The organism is Megasphaera sp. MJR8396C (genome assembly GCF_001546855.1).
GTDB lineage: Bacteria > Bacillota > Negativicutes > Veillonellales > Megasphaeraceae > Megasphaera.
In genome coordinates this window covers 2,739-18,898 of record NZ_KQ958181.1, presented here as the reverse complement: position 1 = coordinate 18,898, position 16,160 = coordinate 2,739, and the positions used below count along the sequence as shown (strand labels likewise).

The window sequence follows — 16,160 nt, the reverse complement described above, 5'->3', positions numbered from 1 at the left end:
TCATGTCTACCTAAAGGGGAGCATATCACGATGATCGCTGAACCTTTTTTGCTATTTATTGTTTTACTTTTTTCATCGACAAGCCGATGCGGCCGCGGTCGGCGTCGACACTGATGATTTCTGCCTGGACGATGTCGCCGGCGTGGACGATGTCCGTCGGGTGACGGAAAGGATGGTTGCTGAGCTGGGAGCGGTGTACCAGGCCCGGCGTCTTGATGCCGAAGTCGACGAAGGCGCCGAAATCGACGACGTTCTGGACCGTGCCGCGAACGACGGTCCCGACCTTGAGATCAGCGAGGGACAATACGTGCTGGCGGGTTAAGGGCTTGGGAAACTCGCTGCGGACGTCGCGGCCAGGCTTACGGAGTTCTTCTAAGATATCCTTGATGGTCGGTTCGCCGGCATCGAGGGAGGCGGCCAGCTTCGGAGCGGCATTGCACTGGACCTTATCTCTGAGCCCGGCCAACTTTTCCGGTTCTTTCAGGTCGGCCCGGGTCAGGCCGTACTGGCCGGCAATTTGAGCCGCCAGGTCATACGATTCGGGATGGACCGACGTGTTGTCCAGCGGCTCATCGCCGTTTTTGATGCGCAGGAAGCCGGCACACTGGGTAAAGGTAGCCGGTCCCAGGCGAGGGACGTTCAAGAGTTCCTGCCGGTTTTTAAAGGGACCGTTTTCGTTTCGGTAGGTAACGATATTCCCAGCTGTCGACGCCGTAAGACCGGCGATGTGCTGGAGCAGGGCTGCCGAAGCCGTATTCAAATCGACGCCGACGTAGTTGACGACCGACGTGACGGTCTGATCGAGGGCCGACGACAGGTCCTTTTGGTTGACGTCGTGCTGATACTGGCCGACGCCGATGGAGCAGGGATCGATTTTGACCGATTCGGCCAAGGGATCCTGGATGCGGCGGGCGATGGATACGGCACCGCGGATGGTGACGTCCAGGTCGGGCAGTTCTTCCCGAGCTAGTTCCGACGCCGAGTAGACCGAAGCCCCGGCTTCATTGGTGATGACGTAGCGGCAGTTCAGCTTGTAATTTTCGATGAGCTGGGAGACGAATTGTTCCGTTTCATAAGACGCCGTCCCGTTGCCGATGGAAATGAGGGTGACGCCGTGGCGGCGGATCATGTTGGCCAAATCCTTGGCACTCTTTTTCTTCTGGGCCTCCGAATGGGTCAGGTAATAAGTCCCGTAGTCGAGGACCCGGCCGGTAGCGCTGATGACGGCAGCCTTGCAGCCCGTGCGAAAACCGGGGTCAAGGCCTAAGATGATCTGGCCTTCAAAAGGCGGCTGCAAGAGGAGGTGACGGAGGTTTTCGGCAAAGACGTCGATGGCCTGTTTTTCGGCCTGGGCCGTCAATTCGTTGCGGATTTCCCGGTCCATTTGCGGGAAGATCAGCCGCTTGTAACTGTCAGCCGCGGCATTTCGGATGATGTCTTCGTAGGGCGAATGGCCTTTGATGACCAGACGGCACAGCATGTCGATATGTTTGTCTGACGGTTCCTTGAGGCTGACCTTTAATTTCTTTTCATTTTCACCGCGGTTGATGGCCAGGACCCGGTAGCTCGGGAGGCGGGTGATGCGTTCACTGAAGTCGGCATAAGTCAGCATGGGGCCGGCGTCTTTTTCTTCGACTTGGAGGCTGCAGGTCAGGCGGGCTTCCTGCCAGAGGCTGCGGCGCAGTTTTTGGCGGTAGTCGGCTCGCTCCGAAAAGCGTTCAGCTAAGATGTTGGCCGCCCCCTGGATGGCATCTTCAATCGTCGGGACGTCGTCGTTCAGGAAGGCTTTGGCAGCGTCTTCCGGTGCCGGTCCTTTGGGATTTTGTTCGGAAAAGAGCCGGGCCAAGGGTTCAAGGCCGGCGTCACAGGCCATGGAGGCCTTGGTGCGCTTCTTCGGTTTATAGGGAAGATAGATGTCTTCGACTTCTTGGAGCTGACGGGCTTTGTTGAGGGCCTCTTCCAGTTCGGCATTCCAGCAACCCTGGTCTTCGATCGATTGGCGTACCGTTTCTTTGCGGCTGGAGAGGGCCTGTTCGTAGGCGTACTGTTCCTGGATACAGCGCAGCTGGACTTCATCCAGCGTTCCCGTTGCTTCTTTTCGGTAGCGGGCGATGAAGGGAATCGTATTTCCTTCGTCGAGAAGGGAGAGAGCAGCCTGTACCTGCTGAGGACGGACGCCGAGGGTACGGGCAATTTCAATAATCATCGTTTCGTCAGTCATGGATTCATTCCCTACATAATGAATAGTTAAGATTGCTTATTTTGTAAGAGAAACTTTACACAAGTCATTGAATTTTCTCTTAATAACCGTTACAATATAATATAGGATATTTTATTTTTTTGTTCATACAAAATAACTGTTGAATAAGGATAGAATGTCTTATTATACCATACTTTTCAAAGAAAGGGGGATAAAAATGGAAATTGCTGAAGTTTTGCGAAAAAACGGTTATAAAGTCACACCGCAGCGGCTGGCTGTCTATGATGCTATCATTCACAACCCGATGCATCCCAATGCCGAAGCTATTTACAAAACCTTACAGCCGAACTACCCGTCTATGAGTATGGCCACGGTATATAAAACCATGGAAATTTTTGCTAAAATAGGTGTCGTACAAGTCTTACAATGTGCAGAAGATGCCCATCGTTATGATTATAACACGAACCCTCACGCTCACATTCGCTGTGAGAAGTGCAACCGCGTCATGGATATCGACTTGGATCAGAAGCATCTGAGTCAGTTGGCTGCCGAACAGACTGGTTTTACGGTCAATGGTGTAAGTGTTTCGTTTGTCGGTGTTTGCCCGAAATGTCGGGAAAAATCGTAATATGTTATAACGTCTGTTTTCGCTGCTGTCGCACGAGACCTGTCGGTTTTGTGCGGCAGTATTTTTATATATAATGATAGTATATGTCTCAAGGAAAAGAAAGGAAATATTATGCTGCATATTGGTTGTCATCTGTCGGTATCACAAGGATTTTTGCATATGGGTGACGAAGCTTTATCTATAGGAGCCGATACGTTCCAATTTTTTTCGCGCAATCCGCGGGGAAGCAAGGTACGAAAACTCGATATCGATGATATGGAGGCTTTGAATGAACTCATGAAAAAGCACCACTTCGCCCCTATTTTAGCCCACGCTCCCTATACCTTAAACGGCTGCTCCCAGACCGCAAAGACGCGGGAATTTGCTCGTCAGGCCATGGCCGATGACCTGCGCCGCCTGGAATACCTCGAGAACTGCCGCTATAATTTTCATCCCGGCAGCCACGTCGGCCAAGGTCCGGAAATGGGCATCAACCTCATTGCCGACATGCTCAATACCTGCATGTTTCCGGAGCAGAAGACGACGGTTCTCTTAGAGACCATGGCCGGCAAGGGGACTGAAGTCGGGCGGACCTTTGAAGAATTGGCCGCCATCATCGATAAGGCCGTCATGAATGATAAAATCGGCGTCTGCCTCGATACGTGCCACGTCTTTGACGGCGGCTACGACATCGTCCATCAGCTCGATGACGTCCTCATGACCTTCGATAAGGTCATCGGCCTCGACCGGCTGAAAGCCGTCCACATCAACGACAGCAAAAATGAACTGGCCAGCCATAAAGACCGCCACGAGAAAATCGGTGAAGGCCATATCGGCCTTGCCGCCTTTGACGCCATCGTCAATCACCCGGCCTTGCGGGCCCTGCCGTTTTATTTAGAAACGCCGAATGAACTCGACGGCTATGCCCGAGAAATTGCACTGCTCCGCTCTTTGCAAAGGCCGGAATAACCGTAGATAAAGGGGACTTTTTATGCGTATACTACACACTGCCGACTGGCATTTAGGAAAACTGTTTTATGGTTCGTACTTGACGGAAGAACAGGATTATGTGTTAAAGCACCAATTCCTGCCCCTCATTAAAGACGAAGGCATCGACGCCGTCGTTTTAGCCGGTGACGTCTATGACCGCAGTCTCCCGCCGACGGAGGCCGTGGCCCTCTTCGATGAAATCGCGACCAAGATCACGGCCGAGCTGAAGGTACCCTTTTTGGTTATCAGCGGCAATCATGACAGCGCAGCCCGCCTGTCCTTTGCCAGCCGTTTGCTATCCTCCCAAGGCCTTTATATCGCCGGCGAATTAGAACGCATGACCGGCCCCGTCTGGTTAGACGATGAGGACGGCCCCGTAGCCTTCCTGCTCGCGCCCTATGCCGAACCGGCCGTCGTCCGCCATTTCTTTGGCGATGACAGCCTGCGCAGCCATCAAGAGGCTTTAGCCGCCCTGTTGTCGTGGCAGCAGGGACAGATTCCTCAGGGGATGCGGACGGTCTGCGCCGCCCATGCCTTTGTGGCCGGCGGCCTTGCCGGTGACTCTGAGCGGCCTTTGTCCATCGGCGGCAGCGACCAGGTCGGAAGCGATTTGTTTACGTCCTTTTCCTATACGGCCCTGGGCCATCTCCACGGGCCGCAGCAGATCACGACGCCGACCATCCGCTATGCCGGAAGCCTTCTTAAATATTCCTTTGGCGAAGCCCGCCAGAAAAAAGGGGCCGTCGTCGTTGACCTCGATGGGAAAGGAAAGGCGCATCCCGTCTTTCATGAATTTACACCCCGTCACGACGTGCGCATCGTCAGCGGATCCTTTGAAGCGGTCATGGCGGCTACTGACGACCGGCCCGATGATTTTATCCTGGTACGCCTTTCGGATCAGCAGCCCATCCTCGACGGCATGGCCAAACTGCGGCGTAAGTACCCCAATGCCATGGCCCTTGAAATGCCCAATCGCAATACCGAAGCCGGCGGCCAGCGAGATTTTAACCTCAGGCAGTCGACGGGGCAGGAACTCTTTGACAGCTTCTCCAAAGCTATGCGGCCCGACCAGCCCTTGACCGAAGCCGAAGAAGAATGTGTCCGCCAGTTGTGGAAAGAGCTTGAAAAACGCCAAGAAGGGAGCTCCTTATGATTCCCATTTACTTAGAAATGAAGGCCTTTGGCCCCTATGCCGGTACGGAAATCGTCGATTTTCGTAGGCTAAAGGATCATAAATTATTCCTCATCTACGGCCCGACCGGGTCCGGTAAGACGACCATCCTCGACGCCATCTGCTACGCCCTCTACGGCAGTACCAGCGGTGATATCCGCACCGGTGCCTATATGCGAAGCGAGTATGCGACGCCGGAAGAGCCGACGTCCGTATCCTTCCGCTTTGCCATCGGCCAGAAATATTACCGCATCGACCGCAGTCCGGAACAGCAGATTGCTAAAAAAAGAGGCGATGGCTTGAAGAAGGCTTCGGCCCAGGCCGCCTTGTATGAAACCGATGCCGATGGGAACGAAGAAAAGCTCTTGGCTGCCAAAAACGTTACGGCTTCCGTCGAAACGCTGTTGGGCTTTAAAGCCGATCAGTTCCGACAAGTCGTCCTCTTGCCCCAAGGCGATTTTCGTAAACTCCTCCTGGCCAACTCCGGCGAGCGTCAGCAGATCATGCAGACCTTATTTCATACCCAGTCCTATGCCAAGCTCCAGGCCCTGGCCAAAGAACGCCATGACGAACTGGAAAGTCGCCATGAGCAGGTGGTCCATGAACGAGAACAATGCCTGATTAACCTGGGAATCGACGGTGAAGACGATTTGCCAGAGAAAGAACAGCAATTTAAGGACCAGGAAAAGGGGCTGTCGGCGCGGTGGAAAGAGGCTGAAACCGAGCGCAGTGCCCGGCAGAAAGACTTCCAAGCGGCCCAGGCCTTAGAAGCTCACTGGAAACTGTGGGAACAGAAGGGCAAAGAAGCGGCCGACCTCGAAGGCAAGGCGGCCTTGTTTGACCAGAAGCGACAGCGAATCGACGTCCTGCGCAAGGCCGAAGTCTTAGCCGAACCCTGCCGCCATCTCGATGAGTTGGAACGGGAAGGGAAGGCCACCGCTGCGGCTGCCGATAAGGCCCATGAAGCGTCACAGCAGGCGGCGAAAGAACTGAAGGCCGCTAAAGAGAAGATGGATGCCCTGGAACAGAAAGAAGGGGCCTATAAGGCGGCCGGAGAAGAACGGGTCAAGCTGACGAACCTCAAGGGAAAAGCCGATTCCTACTACGATCAGTGCCAAGAAGTTCAAAAACTCCGGGCTGAGGCGACGGCTGCCGAGAAGGCCTGGAACAAGGCTAAGGACGACAGGGAAAAGGGGAAAAGGGACTTAGAAAAAGCCCGAACCGCCCTGTCGGCCCTGTCTGAACAGGCCCTTTTGGCCGAACAGGTAAAGCAGCAGTGCCAGTCCCTAAAAGATCGAGTCGCGCGAGAGAAAGAAGCCGCAGCCCTGGCCCTTCAAAGGGACGAAAGGCAAAAACAGTGGCAGCAGCTTCAGTCGGCCTTAGAAAAAGCGGCCCAAAGAGCCAAAAACGACCGCGTAGACTATGAATGCGTCCGATCTTCCTTCTTACAGGCCCAGGCCGCCGTCTTGGCCGCGGACCTTGTCGACGGAACGCCGTGCCCGGTCTGCGGGGCTACGGATCATCCCTTGCCGGCCGCTCCGCCTGAGGATTTGCCGACGCGAGACGACGTCGAACGGCGGCAAAAAGTGGCCGAAACGAGCGAACAAGGGCGGCAGAAGCTTGAAGTCGACACCAAGGCCGCCGAAACGGCCTATCAGGCCTTAGACGGGCAATATCGGAGACTGCGCCAGCAGTACCCCCAGGAAGCCTCTTTGAATGAATTAGAGGCAGAACTGAAAGAGGCTCAGCAAAAACAGGCCGACCTTGAAAAAACCCTGGCCCAGGGAGAGACCCTTCGCAAGGACGTTTCCGATGGCGAGACGAAACTCAGTCAATGGGAAGCCGCCGAAGAAGGGGCTCGAAAAGCCTTAGAAGAGGCCAAAACCAAGGCCGTCAAAGCCGGCGAAACCCAGGCTCACTTAGAAGCGGAACTTCCCGAAGCCTATCGCGACCCCAAGGCCCTCGGCCGCCGCCTGACGGAACTTACGCAACATATTAAGGACTACGAAGAACAGCTTCAGAAGAGCCGGGACCAGTTGCTGACCTGCGAACGCCAAGGGGCTCAGCGCCAGGAAGAGGTCAGAAATCTAACCCAGCAGGTGCTGACCCTGCGTGCCCGATTTAAACAGGCCTACAACGACTTGGGACAGCGGGTGACAGCAGCCGGCTTTGCCTCGGTCCGAGCCTGCCGGGACATGCAGGCATCGGTGAAAGACATTCCCGTTCTTGAAGCCGAAGTCCGTCAATACGATACAAAGCTCCAACAGGTACGCGGTCAGCTCCAGCAGGAAAAAGAAGCCATTGACGGCAAAAGCCGCCCCGATGTGACAGCCCTCGAAAAAAGCTTGAACGAGGCTGAAAAGACCAGCCGGGACCTTGCCGAAGAACGGGGCCGCCTGTCAGCCACTTTTTCTCAGTGGCAGCAGGAAAAGAAGAAACTCTTGGCCCTTGGCCAGGATGAAAAAAATCTGGTCGAAGATTATAAGACTGTCGGCGCCGTTTACGACCTCATCGCCGGCAAACAGACGGGCATCAACTTTGAACGCTACGTCTTAGGGGCTCTCCTCGACGACGTTTTAGCAGCGGCCAATGAACGGCTCCAATCCATGAGCCGTCAGCGCTACACCCTGCAGCGCTCCCAGAGCTGGGACGATAAACGGGTCAAGCAGATCGGCCTCGACATCGAAGTCTATGACAATTATACGGGCTATGCCCGGCCGGCCAATACCCTCTCCGGCGGGGAAACCTTCTTGTCCTCCCTGTCCCTGGCATTGGGGCTGGCCGACGTCGTCCAAGCCTATTCCGGCGGCATCCACCTCGATGCCATCTTTATCGACGAAGGCTTCGGCACCCTCGACAGCGAGACCTTGGACTATGCCCTAAAGACCTTAGCTTCCCTTCGAAGCGGCGGTCGCCTGGTCGGCATCATTTCCCATGTGCCGGAATTAAAAGAGCGCATCGATGCCCGCCTTGCCATTCATAAAACCGATCGGGGCAGTACGTCGTCCTTTGAATTTTCCTAAGACCGTCTTTATATACCCTATATTGTTGAATCGACGGAAAAAGTATATAATAAACCATAATCGAGAGAGGAGGGACGGAATGTCCATTCAAAAAGTACGCGACTATTTCTCCCAGTGGGGGATGGAAGACAAGGTTATGGAACTGACCGAATCCAGCGCCACCGTCGAAGAAGCGGCAGCAGCCCTTCATACGGAAGGCCGGCGCATTGCCAAGACCATGTCGTTTTTGGTCGGAGATCAGCCGATCCTCATCGTCTTTGCCGGCGATGCCCGTGTCGATAACCATAAGTACAAAGAACGGTTTCATAAGAAGGCATCCATGATCAAGGCCGACCAAGTCGAAGACCTCATTGGCCATCCTGTCGGCGGTGTATGTCCCTTTGCCATTCATCCCGGCGTCGACGTCTATCTCGATGAATCACTCAAGCGTTTTCACACTGTCTTTCCGGCCTGCGGCACGGCCAATAGTGCCATCGAATTGACCCTGGACGAGCTGATGACCTATTCCAAGGCTCGCGAATGGGTCGACGTGTCCAAAGGTTGGCAGGAAGATTGTATTTAAAAAAAGGGGGTAACGCACTATGCAGTTTACTTTTAAACACACGAATTTTAACGTCCTCGATCTTCAGCGCAGTATGGACTTTTATCAGGAAGCCCTGGGCTTAACCGAAGTCCGCCGTATCGAAAACCCTGATTTCACCATCGTCTACCTCGGCGACGGCGTTACGGACTTCCAGCTGGAATTGACTTGGCTCAAAGATCGCAAGCAGCCGTACAACCTCGGTGACAATGAATTCCATACGGCTTTTTCCGTTAAGGATATGGATGCTGCTTTGGCCAAACATAAAGAAATGGGCTGCGTCGTCTATCAGAATCCGGCCATGGGCATCTACTTCATCGTCGATCCCGACGGCTACTGGTTGGAAATCATTCCGGAGCGCGGCTAATGAAGAAGGAATATACACAGCGGACGGCTCGCCTCATCGGCCAGGAAAAAGTAGATGAATTAAATAATAAGAAAGTGCTCGTCTTTGGCGTCGGCGGCGTCGGCTCGGCTGTCGTCGAAGCCTTAGGCCGGGCCGGCGTCGGTCACCTCATCTTAGTTGATGCCGACGTCTTCGATCCGTCGAACCTTAACCGCCAGTTAGGGGCGACGGTGGAAACGATCGGTCGGCCAAAGGTAGAGGTCATGAAAGAACGGTTGCTGACCATCAATCCCGACATCGACGTCGAAACCCATGCCACCTTCTACTTGCCCGAAAGCCATGAAGGCTTCATTGCCAAATCCGGTGCCGATTACGTCGTCGATGCCATCGACACGACCAGTGCCAAGATCGCCATCATCGACGAAGCTTATCACAGCGGGATTCCCGTCGTCTCTTCCATGGGAGCCGGCAACAAGCTCCATCCGGAGTACTTCCAGCTCGACTACATCGAAAAGACGACCGTCGATCCCTTGGCGAAGATCATACGCCACGAATTGAAGAAGCGCCGCATCCGCCGCATCAAAGTCGCCTATTCGACGGAAGTGCCTCGTACGCCCATCTCGGACAGCGAAGAACTTCGTCCCAGCCCGGGCAGCATCTCCTTCGTACCCGCTACGGCTGGTATGATTTTAGCCGGTGCCGTCATACGCGACCTCCTCGATTTAACCTAAAATAAAATTTTACCCATCTTATACACAAGGGCTGCGACAAAGAATCGCAGCCTCTTTTTACGGTATTTTCACGGGATTCCGGCGATTTTGATAAGTATCGGAGCATGTTTGTCCACAACATGATAAAGTATTCACACATTGACACGACCTACTATATATAGTATCATAAGTCTTGTAAATATTGGCCCCTATATCATACATGTTGTGGGATATGTAGGGGTTGTGGACATTTTTATACAATATACTGTGGAGGTAGACATATGCTGGAAGTAATTAAGAGAAATGGACAAAAAGTACCCTTTGACAGGGACAAAATTACGATCGCCATTGAAAAGGCCATGAACAGCAGCAGCGGCGTATACGAAGAAGGCCAGGCTGCTAAGATTGCAGGTGAAATCGAAGCATATGCTGCATCCATTCATAAGGACATGACCATCTATGCCATTGAAGATCAGGTCTATTACCGCCTCTTGAAGTACAACAATCCGGCAACGGCCCGGGCTTATGAAAACTACAAAGCCATTCAGTCCTTTAAGCGCCAGACTAACACGACGGACAACGACGTTTTCGGCCTGTTGAACAACACCAACTTAGAAGTCCTGAATGAAAACTCCAATAAGAACGGCCACGTCGTTTCGACTCAGCGTGACCTCATTGCCGGCGAAGTATCGAAGGACATTGCCCGCCGTAAATTGATTCCGGCCGACATCGTCCAGGCTCATGACAGCGGTGCCATCCATTTTCATGACATGGATTACATCATTCAGCCTATGTTCAACTGCTGTCTCATCAACCTCGAAGACATGCTGGCCAACGGTACGGTCATCAACGGCAAGAAAATCGATACGCCGAAGTCCTTCCAGGTTGCCTGCACGGTTACGACACAGATCATCGCCCAGGTCGCCAGCGGCCAGTACGGCGGCCAGTCCATCAACGGCATCGACCGCATCTTAGCGCCCTACGTCCGCAAATCCTTCAAGAAATACATGAGTGCCGTCGTCGAAGAACAGCGCGAAGTCTACGGCATCGAACCGGACATGGAAAAGGCCGAAGAAATCGCTTGGAAGCGTACCAAGAAAGAAATCAAAGACGGCATCCAGACGATCCAGTATCAGATCAACACCCTCATGACGACCAACGGCCAGGCTCCGTTCGTCACCTTGTTCATGTATTTCCAGCCCGACTACGAATACGCCAAAGAAGCGGCCCTGATTGACGAAGAACTCCTGCGTCAGCGCATTCAGGGGATTAAGAACGACGCCAACGTCTACGTTACGCCGGCCTTCCCGAAACTGATCTACGTCCTCGACGAACACAACGTCCGCGAAGGCAGCCCGTACTTCTATCTGACCAAGCTGGCTGCTGAATGCACGGCCAAACGGATGTATCCCGACTACATTTCGGCCAAGAAGATGCGCGAATCCTATGAAGGCAACGTCTTCAGCCCCATGGGTTGCCGCTCCTTCTTGAGCCCTTGGAAAGATGCCCAGGGCAACTACAAATTTGACGGCCGCTTCAACATGGGCGTCGTCTCCTTGAACCTGCCCCAGATCGGGATCCTCGCCGACGGTGACGAAGAAAAATTCTTCCAGATCCTCGACAAACGCCTGGAACTTTGCAAAAAAGCACTTCTCCTTCGCGTTGAACTGTTGAAAAAAGTTACGTCCGACGTCTCGCCGATCCACTGGCAGTACGGTGCCATTGCCCGCCTCCAGCCCGGTGAAACGATCGAAAAATTCATTTATGGCGGTTATGCTACCTTGTCCTTAGGCTACATCGGCATGTACGAAGCGACGGTACTGACCAAGCACTGCTCGCACACGACGCCGGAAGGCCGGAAATTTGCCATGCGCATCATGGACGACCTCAACGCCCACATCCAGCAGTGGAAGAAAGAAACGAATATCGGCTTTGCCCTCTACGGTACGCCGGCAGAAAACCTGACTAACCGCTTCTGCAAGATCGATAAGGCTCGTTTCGGCTCCATTGCCAACGTCACTGACAAAGATTACTACACCAACAGCTATCACGTCGACGTCCGCGAACCGATCAACGTCTTCGACAAGTTCTCCTTCGAAGCTGATTTCGAAGACAAATCGACGGGCGGCTGCATCAGCTACGCCGAAATCCCCAATATGTCTCATAATATCCCGGCCGTCCTGACCATGATCCAGTATATTTACGACCATATTGCTTACGGCGAATTCAATACCAAGCTCGACTACTGCCACGAATGCGGCTTTGACGGCGAAATCATCCTCAACGATGACAACCAGTGGGAATGCCCGCGCTGCCATAACCAGGACCGCAACAAACTGACGGTTATCCGCCGGACCTGCGGCTACTTGGGCGAAAATTTCTGGAATGAAGGGCGGACACAAGAAATTACCAACCGTGTCCTCCATATATAAGAGGTGACTTTCTTTGCATTATGCACAGATGAGACAGTATGATATTGCCAACGGGCCCGGCATTCGCTCGACCCTCTTCGTTACGGGCTGCTCGCGAAACTGCTTCAATTGTTTCAACCCGGAATACCAAAATGCCCAGTTTGGGAACGTCTGGACCGATAAGGAAACGAAACAGCTCCTGTCCTGGCTCCAGGCGCCGACCAACAGCGGCCTGACCCTCCTCGGTGGGGAACCGATGGAAAACACGGACGGCCTGACGCCTTTGATAAAGGAAATCAAGGCGGCCCTGCCCGACAAATCCGTCTGGGTCTATTCCGGCTTCACCTACGATGAAATCATAAAGGACCCGCAGAAAAAGGCACTCCTCGATCAGTGCGACGTCCTCGTTGACGGCCCCTTCGTCGACGCTTTGAAAGACCCGGGACTCTACTTTAGAGGCTCGTCGAACCAGCGCATCATCGACCTTCAGAAGACGCGCGAAACCGGTGAAATCACCCTGGTCTGGCCAGACGGACGATAACCGATCTTTGCCTGCTTTTTACGATAGCAAAGAATGCCTATTGACTAATAGGATTTACAGCATCAGCCTTTCTTGATATAATAAGTGTAAATAGACGTTCCTATTTTCTTTCATTATGTAACGTCGGACAGACGTTAAGGGGGGCTTATCATGGTAGTCGAATCGGTCAAAAAAGTAAAGAATATCGTTACGGAAGTTATGAAAGGCTATACCAGCAATTCCACTGGCGGGTGCTGTGGCGTATCCCTTCCGCCGGAAGAACAGCGCGAGCTGAAACGCCTGAAAGAAGGGGCCCAGGCCGAAAAGAAAGATTGACAGTCAGTGTAAAAACGAGTACACTACAAGCATACAATGCAGACGCACGACGGGGGCACCACTCAAGGTGTCAATCGTCGTGCGTTTTTATTTTGCTCACGAGAGGTGGATACGATGCAGTTATTATTGAATGGGGCCCGCGTCGACGGCCCGTGGTCTTCGTTAGAAGAATTAAAAAATGCCCATGGCAAAGGACAGGAAATCACCATCGTCAACGGTTTTGCGACGACGGAAAATTTAGCCTTAAAAGACGGTGACGAAATCTATTTCATCCCCAAAGACAGGCTGCCGCCCAAAGAAGCGCTAGAGGCTATGATGTGTTCCCGCCATACGCCGAAAGTCCATGAAAAAGTCAGTGCCGGCCGGGTCGCCATCTGCGGCCTTGGCGGACTTGGTTCCAATGCCGCCGTCTACTTAGCCCGTACCGGTGTGGGCCATCTGCACCTCATCGACTTCGATACCGTCGATGCCAGCAACCTCAACCGCCAGTCCTACATGGTACGCGACCTCGGTCAGCGCAAGACTGACGCCTTGGCCCGGCAGATTGCCGATATCAATCCCTTTATCGACGTCCGGACGGACTTCGTGCGCATGACCGAAGCCAATACGGCAGACCTCCTAAAGGACGATCAGATCGTCTGTGAAGCCTTCGATAACCCCGATGCCAAGACGATGTTGGTCCACACGGTCCTTGAAGAATGTCCCGATACATACGTCGTCTCGGCGTCTGGTATGGCCGGCTACGGCGACAGTAATGAAATCCAGACCAAGAAAATCATGGACCGCTTCTACGTCTGCGGTGACCAGACTCGAAATGCCAAGCCCGGCCGGGGTCTCATGGCGCCTCGCGTGGCCATCTGTGCCGCCCATGAAGCCAATTTGATCATTCAGTTATTGGTCGATGTGTTGTAATCGCCAGGGCATATTGAGCGAATTTTCGAACCGTAGGAGAAGCGGCATTGCCGGGAAGAAAGGCGATGCCGAGGGTAATGGACGCCGGCGGATCGAGAGGTAAGAGGACGGCCGACGTCACCCTTTTTCTCGTAATCAGCCGGTTCATGATACTGATGCCGAGTCCTTCTTCTACCATGGAGATAGCCGCACTATTCTCCAGCGTCGTATAACCAATACGAGGCTGGAGATTATTTTTTTTAAGGAGCTGCAGGACATCGTCGTCCTTTCCCAGGGCCGGCATGATGACCGTCTCTTCTTGGCAGCGGGCCAGGGGATAAGGCCCATCAGGCGCCAGTTCATGATCGGGCGGTACGGCGGCCACCATCTCATCATCTGAAAGGGGAATCCAGTCGTAAGGCATGGGTTCCTGATAACTGAGAAAACCGATGTCGGCCGTGCCCTTATCGAGCCAGGCCGTGACCTCCTGGCGAATGCCTTCCATCAAGTGAATCTTGATCTGGGGATAATCCTTTTGAAAGCGGCCGATGACCGGGGGCAGCCAATGCGTGGCCACACTGGAATAGGCGGCGATGTTAAGGCTCCCTGTGAGCAGGCCGCGGATGTCGGAGGCCAATTCCTCCATGCGCTTTTCTTCCGTGAGCAGCTGACGAATGGGAACTAGCAGGCGCTCGCCGTTTGGCGACAAGGTGACGCCATGGCGGCTGCGGAGCAATAAGGGGAAACCAAGTTCTTTTTCAAGGGCGGCGACGAGTTGACTGACGCCGGAAACGGTGTAGTCCATTTGTTTGGCAGCCGCGGCAAAGCTTCCGGTTTCGACGGCGGCTAAAAAGGCTTTATAACGGGCAGTATCCATAAGACTCCTCTTTCTTGTTCATTAAGTAATACTATATGAAATATAAAAAGATTGTAGATTTACTTAATTATACCCACTGACTATAATAAAGTACAGAGAAGGAGGAGCAGTAAATGAAAGTAAATGGAAATGGAGAAATCATGCTGGCCGGTATCCTTTGGGGGACCATCGGTATCTTTATCTGGTTTATGAAAAGAGACGGCGCTACGGCCGAATGGATCAGCTTTTTGCGCGTCTTTTTTTCGTGGCTTATCCTATTGGTCTTCGTCGGCTGGCGAAGCGGCTGGACCTCGATGAAAGTATCGCCAAAAATCATGGTCTACTGTGCCTTATTGGGCCTTATCTGTCATGGCATTTATAATATCTTTTACAGCCTGGCCGTCACCTCTATCGGCGTATCCCTCAGCGCCGTCCTGCTCAACGTGGCGACGGTGTTTACGGCTGTCTTTTCGGCCCTCTTCTTTCGCGAGAAGATTACGCCCATGAAGGGCATGGCCCTGGTCATCAATATCCTGGGCTGCATCCTGGCCGTGACCGGCGGCACGCTGGGGCTTTCGGCACTATCCATATGGGGGCTTTTCTATGGCATCATGGCCGGCCTCTGCTATGCCCTGACCGCCATTATCGGGAAACTGGCAGGGTACGGAACGGATGCCTTCGTCATGAGCCTGTGGAGCTACTTTTGGGCTGCCCTCTGTCTCCTGGTCTGGATCCTGTGGCAGCAAGGAGCCATGACCGTGTCGCCGGCCGTTTTGGGCCTGGGCTTCTTCTACGCCCTCATACCGACCGTTCTGGGCTACATCCTGTACTACCTGGGCCTCCAGCAGATCGAAGACCTGAGCAAAGTTCCCGTCCTGGCCTCCCTAGAAACGGCCGCCGCCGTCGTACTGGGCATGGCCCTTACCGGCGACGTCCTGCACCTCCCAAACTTCGTCGGCATCGCCCTCATTATTGGATCCCAGTGGCTCATCGGAAAATGCCGACACCAACCATAATACCTTCAGACATAAATCGCGTCTCATCGTGGAAAATACTTAAGAACCTTAACCCCGAAGTGGCTGTGGCTACTATCGGGGAGTGTTTTTGCTTATGAGTTTATCTTTGGTAGAGACGTCTGTTTGACCTATGCGATGGCGGTTGTTTGACAGCGCTAAAGGAAAAACGTATACTAAAGAAAAGTCAAAGTAATGCGACGGCTTTGGAAAACCGATTTTAGGGGCAAAAACCCCGTAGGTTTGAAAATTTCCAAAAGCCTTACAAACGGCATGGTTGTGCGACGAAAACTCGATTTCAATTTTGAGTTTTAACCCAGGTCCCCGAAAAAGGCGAAAAAAGCCCGAGGTTTGAAAAAATCGCCTGTGGGCCCGCTCCCAGAGCGGGTACTGGGAGACAGAGGTCGCATTACCAAATTCCCCGTAAGGGGACTGAGACTGTCTCGTTAAACCACTGTCCATATTTTTTAATATTTTGTCGCATTACCAAATTCCCCGTAAGGGGA

At 53.3% G+C, this 16,160-nt stretch carries 14 protein-coding genes; 12 read left to right on the top strand and 2 right to left on the bottom strand.

Translation table 11 applies throughout. The features are described from left to right. Positions 1–55 precede the first annotated feature (55 nt). The gene (locus HMPREF3201_RS05985) at positions 56–2,221 is read right to left on the bottom strand and encodes a Tex family protein (protein WP_062412199.1); all 2,166 of its coding nucleotides are present in this window, start codon (positions 2,219–2,221) and stop codon (positions 56–58) included. Between the two features lie 196 nt (positions 2,222–2,417). Between HMPREF3201_RS05985 and HMPREF3201_RS05980 the strand changes: the two genes are divergently transcribed. The 11 genes from HMPREF3201_RS05980 (at position 2,418) to thiF (ending at position 13,806) form a co-directional block, all read left to right on the top strand. Next, positions 2,418–2,828 (top strand): Fur family transcriptional regulator, encoded by a 411-nt coding sequence (locus HMPREF3201_RS05980; RefSeq protein WP_044504392.1) that lies wholly within the window; start codon positions 2,418–2,420, stop codon positions 2,826–2,828. A 111-nt stretch (positions 2,829–2,939) separates the two neighbouring features. Further along, positions 2,940–3,776: a deoxyribonuclease IV gene (locus HMPREF3201_RS05975; protein WP_062412198.1), complete on the top strand. Its 837-nt coding sequence runs from the start codon at positions 2,940–2,942 to the stop codon at positions 3,774–3,776. Between the two features lie 22 nt (positions 3,777–3,798). Then, positions 3,799–4,950 (top strand): exonuclease SbcCD subunit D, encoded by a 1,152-nt coding sequence (locus HMPREF3201_RS05970; RefSeq protein ID WP_062412197.1) that lies wholly within the window; start codon positions 3,799–3,801, stop codon positions 4,948–4,950. Continuing rightward, complete coding sequence (locus HMPREF3201_RS05965) at positions 4,947–7,991, top strand: AAA family ATPase (protein WP_062412196.1); 3,045 nt, start codon at positions 4,947–4,949, stop codon at positions 7,989–7,991. The genes HMPREF3201_RS05970 and HMPREF3201_RS05965 overlap by 4 nt, the downstream gene beginning before the upstream one ends. A 79-nt stretch (positions 7,992–8,070) precedes the next feature. Beyond that, a complete protein-coding gene (locus HMPREF3201_RS05960; protein ID WP_062412195.1) occupies positions 8,071–8,553 on the top strand; it encodes a YbaK/EbsC family protein in 483 nt (160 codons plus the stop codon). A 19-nt stretch (positions 8,554–8,572) separates the two neighbouring features. Next, positions 8,573–8,938, top strand: coding sequence for a VOC family protein (locus HMPREF3201_RS05955; protein ID WP_062412194.1), 366 nt, complete (start codon positions 8,573–8,575; stop codon positions 8,936–8,938). Further along, on the top strand, positions 8,938–9,648 hold the full coding sequence (locus HMPREF3201_RS05950) for a tRNA threonylcarbamoyladenosine dehydratase (protein ID WP_062412193.1): 711 nt from the start codon (positions 8,938–8,940) through the stop codon (positions 9,646–9,648). Before HMPREF3201_RS05955 ends, HMPREF3201_RS05950 begins: the two co-directional genes overlap by 1 nt. A 260-nt stretch (positions 9,649–9,908) precedes the next feature. After that, complete coding sequence (gene nrdD / locus HMPREF3201_RS05945; RefSeq protein WP_062412192.1) at positions 9,909–12,059, top strand: anaerobic ribonucleoside-triphosphate reductase; 2,151 nt, start codon at positions 9,909–9,911, stop codon at positions 12,057–12,059. 13 nt (positions 12,060–12,072) lie between these two features. Then, complete coding sequence (gene nrdG / locus HMPREF3201_RS05940) at positions 12,073–12,579, top strand: anaerobic ribonucleoside-triphosphate reductase activating protein (protein WP_062412191.1); 507 nt, start codon at positions 12,073–12,075, stop codon at positions 12,577–12,579. A gap of 150 nt (positions 12,580–12,729) precedes the next feature. Then, positions 12,730–12,894 (top strand): hypothetical protein, encoded by a 165-nt coding sequence (locus HMPREF3201_RS11880; protein ID WP_172980533.1) that lies wholly within the window; start codon positions 12,730–12,732, stop codon positions 12,892–12,894. 114 nt (positions 12,895–13,008) lie between these two features. Beyond that, entirely contained in the window at positions 13,009–13,806 is a 798-nt protein-coding gene (gene thiF / locus HMPREF3201_RS05935; protein ID WP_062412190.1) for a sulfur carrier protein ThiS adenylyltransferase ThiF, read from the top strand. On the opposite strand, the gene HMPREF3201_RS05930 is transcribed toward thiF, so the two are convergent. Beyond that, entirely contained in the window at positions 13,778–14,662 is an 885-nt protein-coding gene (locus tag HMPREF3201_RS05930; protein WP_062412189.1) for a LysR family transcriptional regulator, read from the bottom strand. The genes thiF and HMPREF3201_RS05930 overlap by 29 nt on opposite strands. Positions 14,663–14,775: 113 nt before the next feature. Here HMPREF3201_RS05930 and HMPREF3201_RS05925 point away from each other — a divergent pair, with 113 nt between their 5' ends. Next, a complete protein-coding gene (locus tag HMPREF3201_RS05925) occupies positions 14,776–15,657 on the top strand; it encodes a DMT family transporter (protein WP_062412188.1) in 882 nt (293 codons plus the stop codon). Positions 15,658–16,160: the final 503 nt, after the last annotated feature.

What these genes read in the sequence shown, in the direction of transcription:
- HMPREF3201_RS05970 (WP_062412197.1), top strand. Translation starts at nt 3,799, where the DNA reads ATGCGTATACTACACACTGCCGACTGGCATTTAGGAAAACTGTTTTAT.
- HMPREF3201_RS05985 (WP_062412199.1), bottom strand. Translation starts at nt 2,221, where the DNA reads ATGACTGACGAAACGATGATTATTGAAATTGCCCGTACCCTCGGCGTC.
- HMPREF3201_RS05925 (WP_062412188.1), top strand. Translation starts at nt 14,776, where the DNA reads ATGAAAGTAAATGGAAATGGAGAAATCATGCTGGCCGGTATCCTTTGG.
- HMPREF3201_RS05965 (WP_062412196.1), top strand. Translation starts at nt 4,947, where the DNA reads ATGATTCCCATTTACTTAGAAATGAAGGCCTTTGGCCCCTATGCCGGT.
- HMPREF3201_RS05960 (WP_062412195.1), top strand. Translation starts at nt 8,071, where the DNA reads ATGTCCATTCAAAAAGTACGCGACTATTTCTCCCAGTGGGGGATGGAA.
- nrdD (WP_062412192.1), top strand. Translation starts at nt 9,909, where the DNA reads ATGCTGGAAGTAATTAAGAGAAATGGACAAAAAGTACCCTTTGACAGG.
- HMPREF3201_RS05975 (WP_062412198.1), top strand. Translation starts at nt 2,940, where the DNA reads ATGCTGCATATTGGTTGTCATCTGTCGGTATCACAAGGATTTTTGCAT.
- HMPREF3201_RS05950 (WP_062412193.1), top strand. Translation starts at nt 8,938, where the DNA reads ATGAAGAAGGAATATACACAGCGGACGGCTCGCCTCATCGGCCAGGAA.
- HMPREF3201_RS05930 (WP_062412189.1), bottom strand. Translation starts at nt 14,662, where the DNA reads ATGGATACTGCCCGTTATAAAGCCTTTTTAGCCGCCGTCGAAACCGGA.
- thiF (WP_062412190.1), top strand. Translation starts at nt 13,009, where the DNA reads ATGCAGTTATTATTGAATGGGGCCCGCGTCGACGGCCCGTGGTCTTCG.
- HMPREF3201_RS11880 (WP_172980533.1), top strand. Translation starts at nt 12,730, where the DNA reads ATGGTAGTCGAATCGGTCAAAAAAGTAAAGAATATCGTTACGGAAGTT.
- HMPREF3201_RS05955 (WP_062412194.1), top strand. Translation starts at nt 8,573, where the DNA reads ATGCAGTTTACTTTTAAACACACGAATTTTAACGTCCTCGATCTTCAG.
- HMPREF3201_RS05980 (WP_044504392.1), top strand. Translation starts at nt 2,418, where the DNA reads ATGGAAATTGCTGAAGTTTTGCGAAAAAACGGTTATAAAGTCACACCG.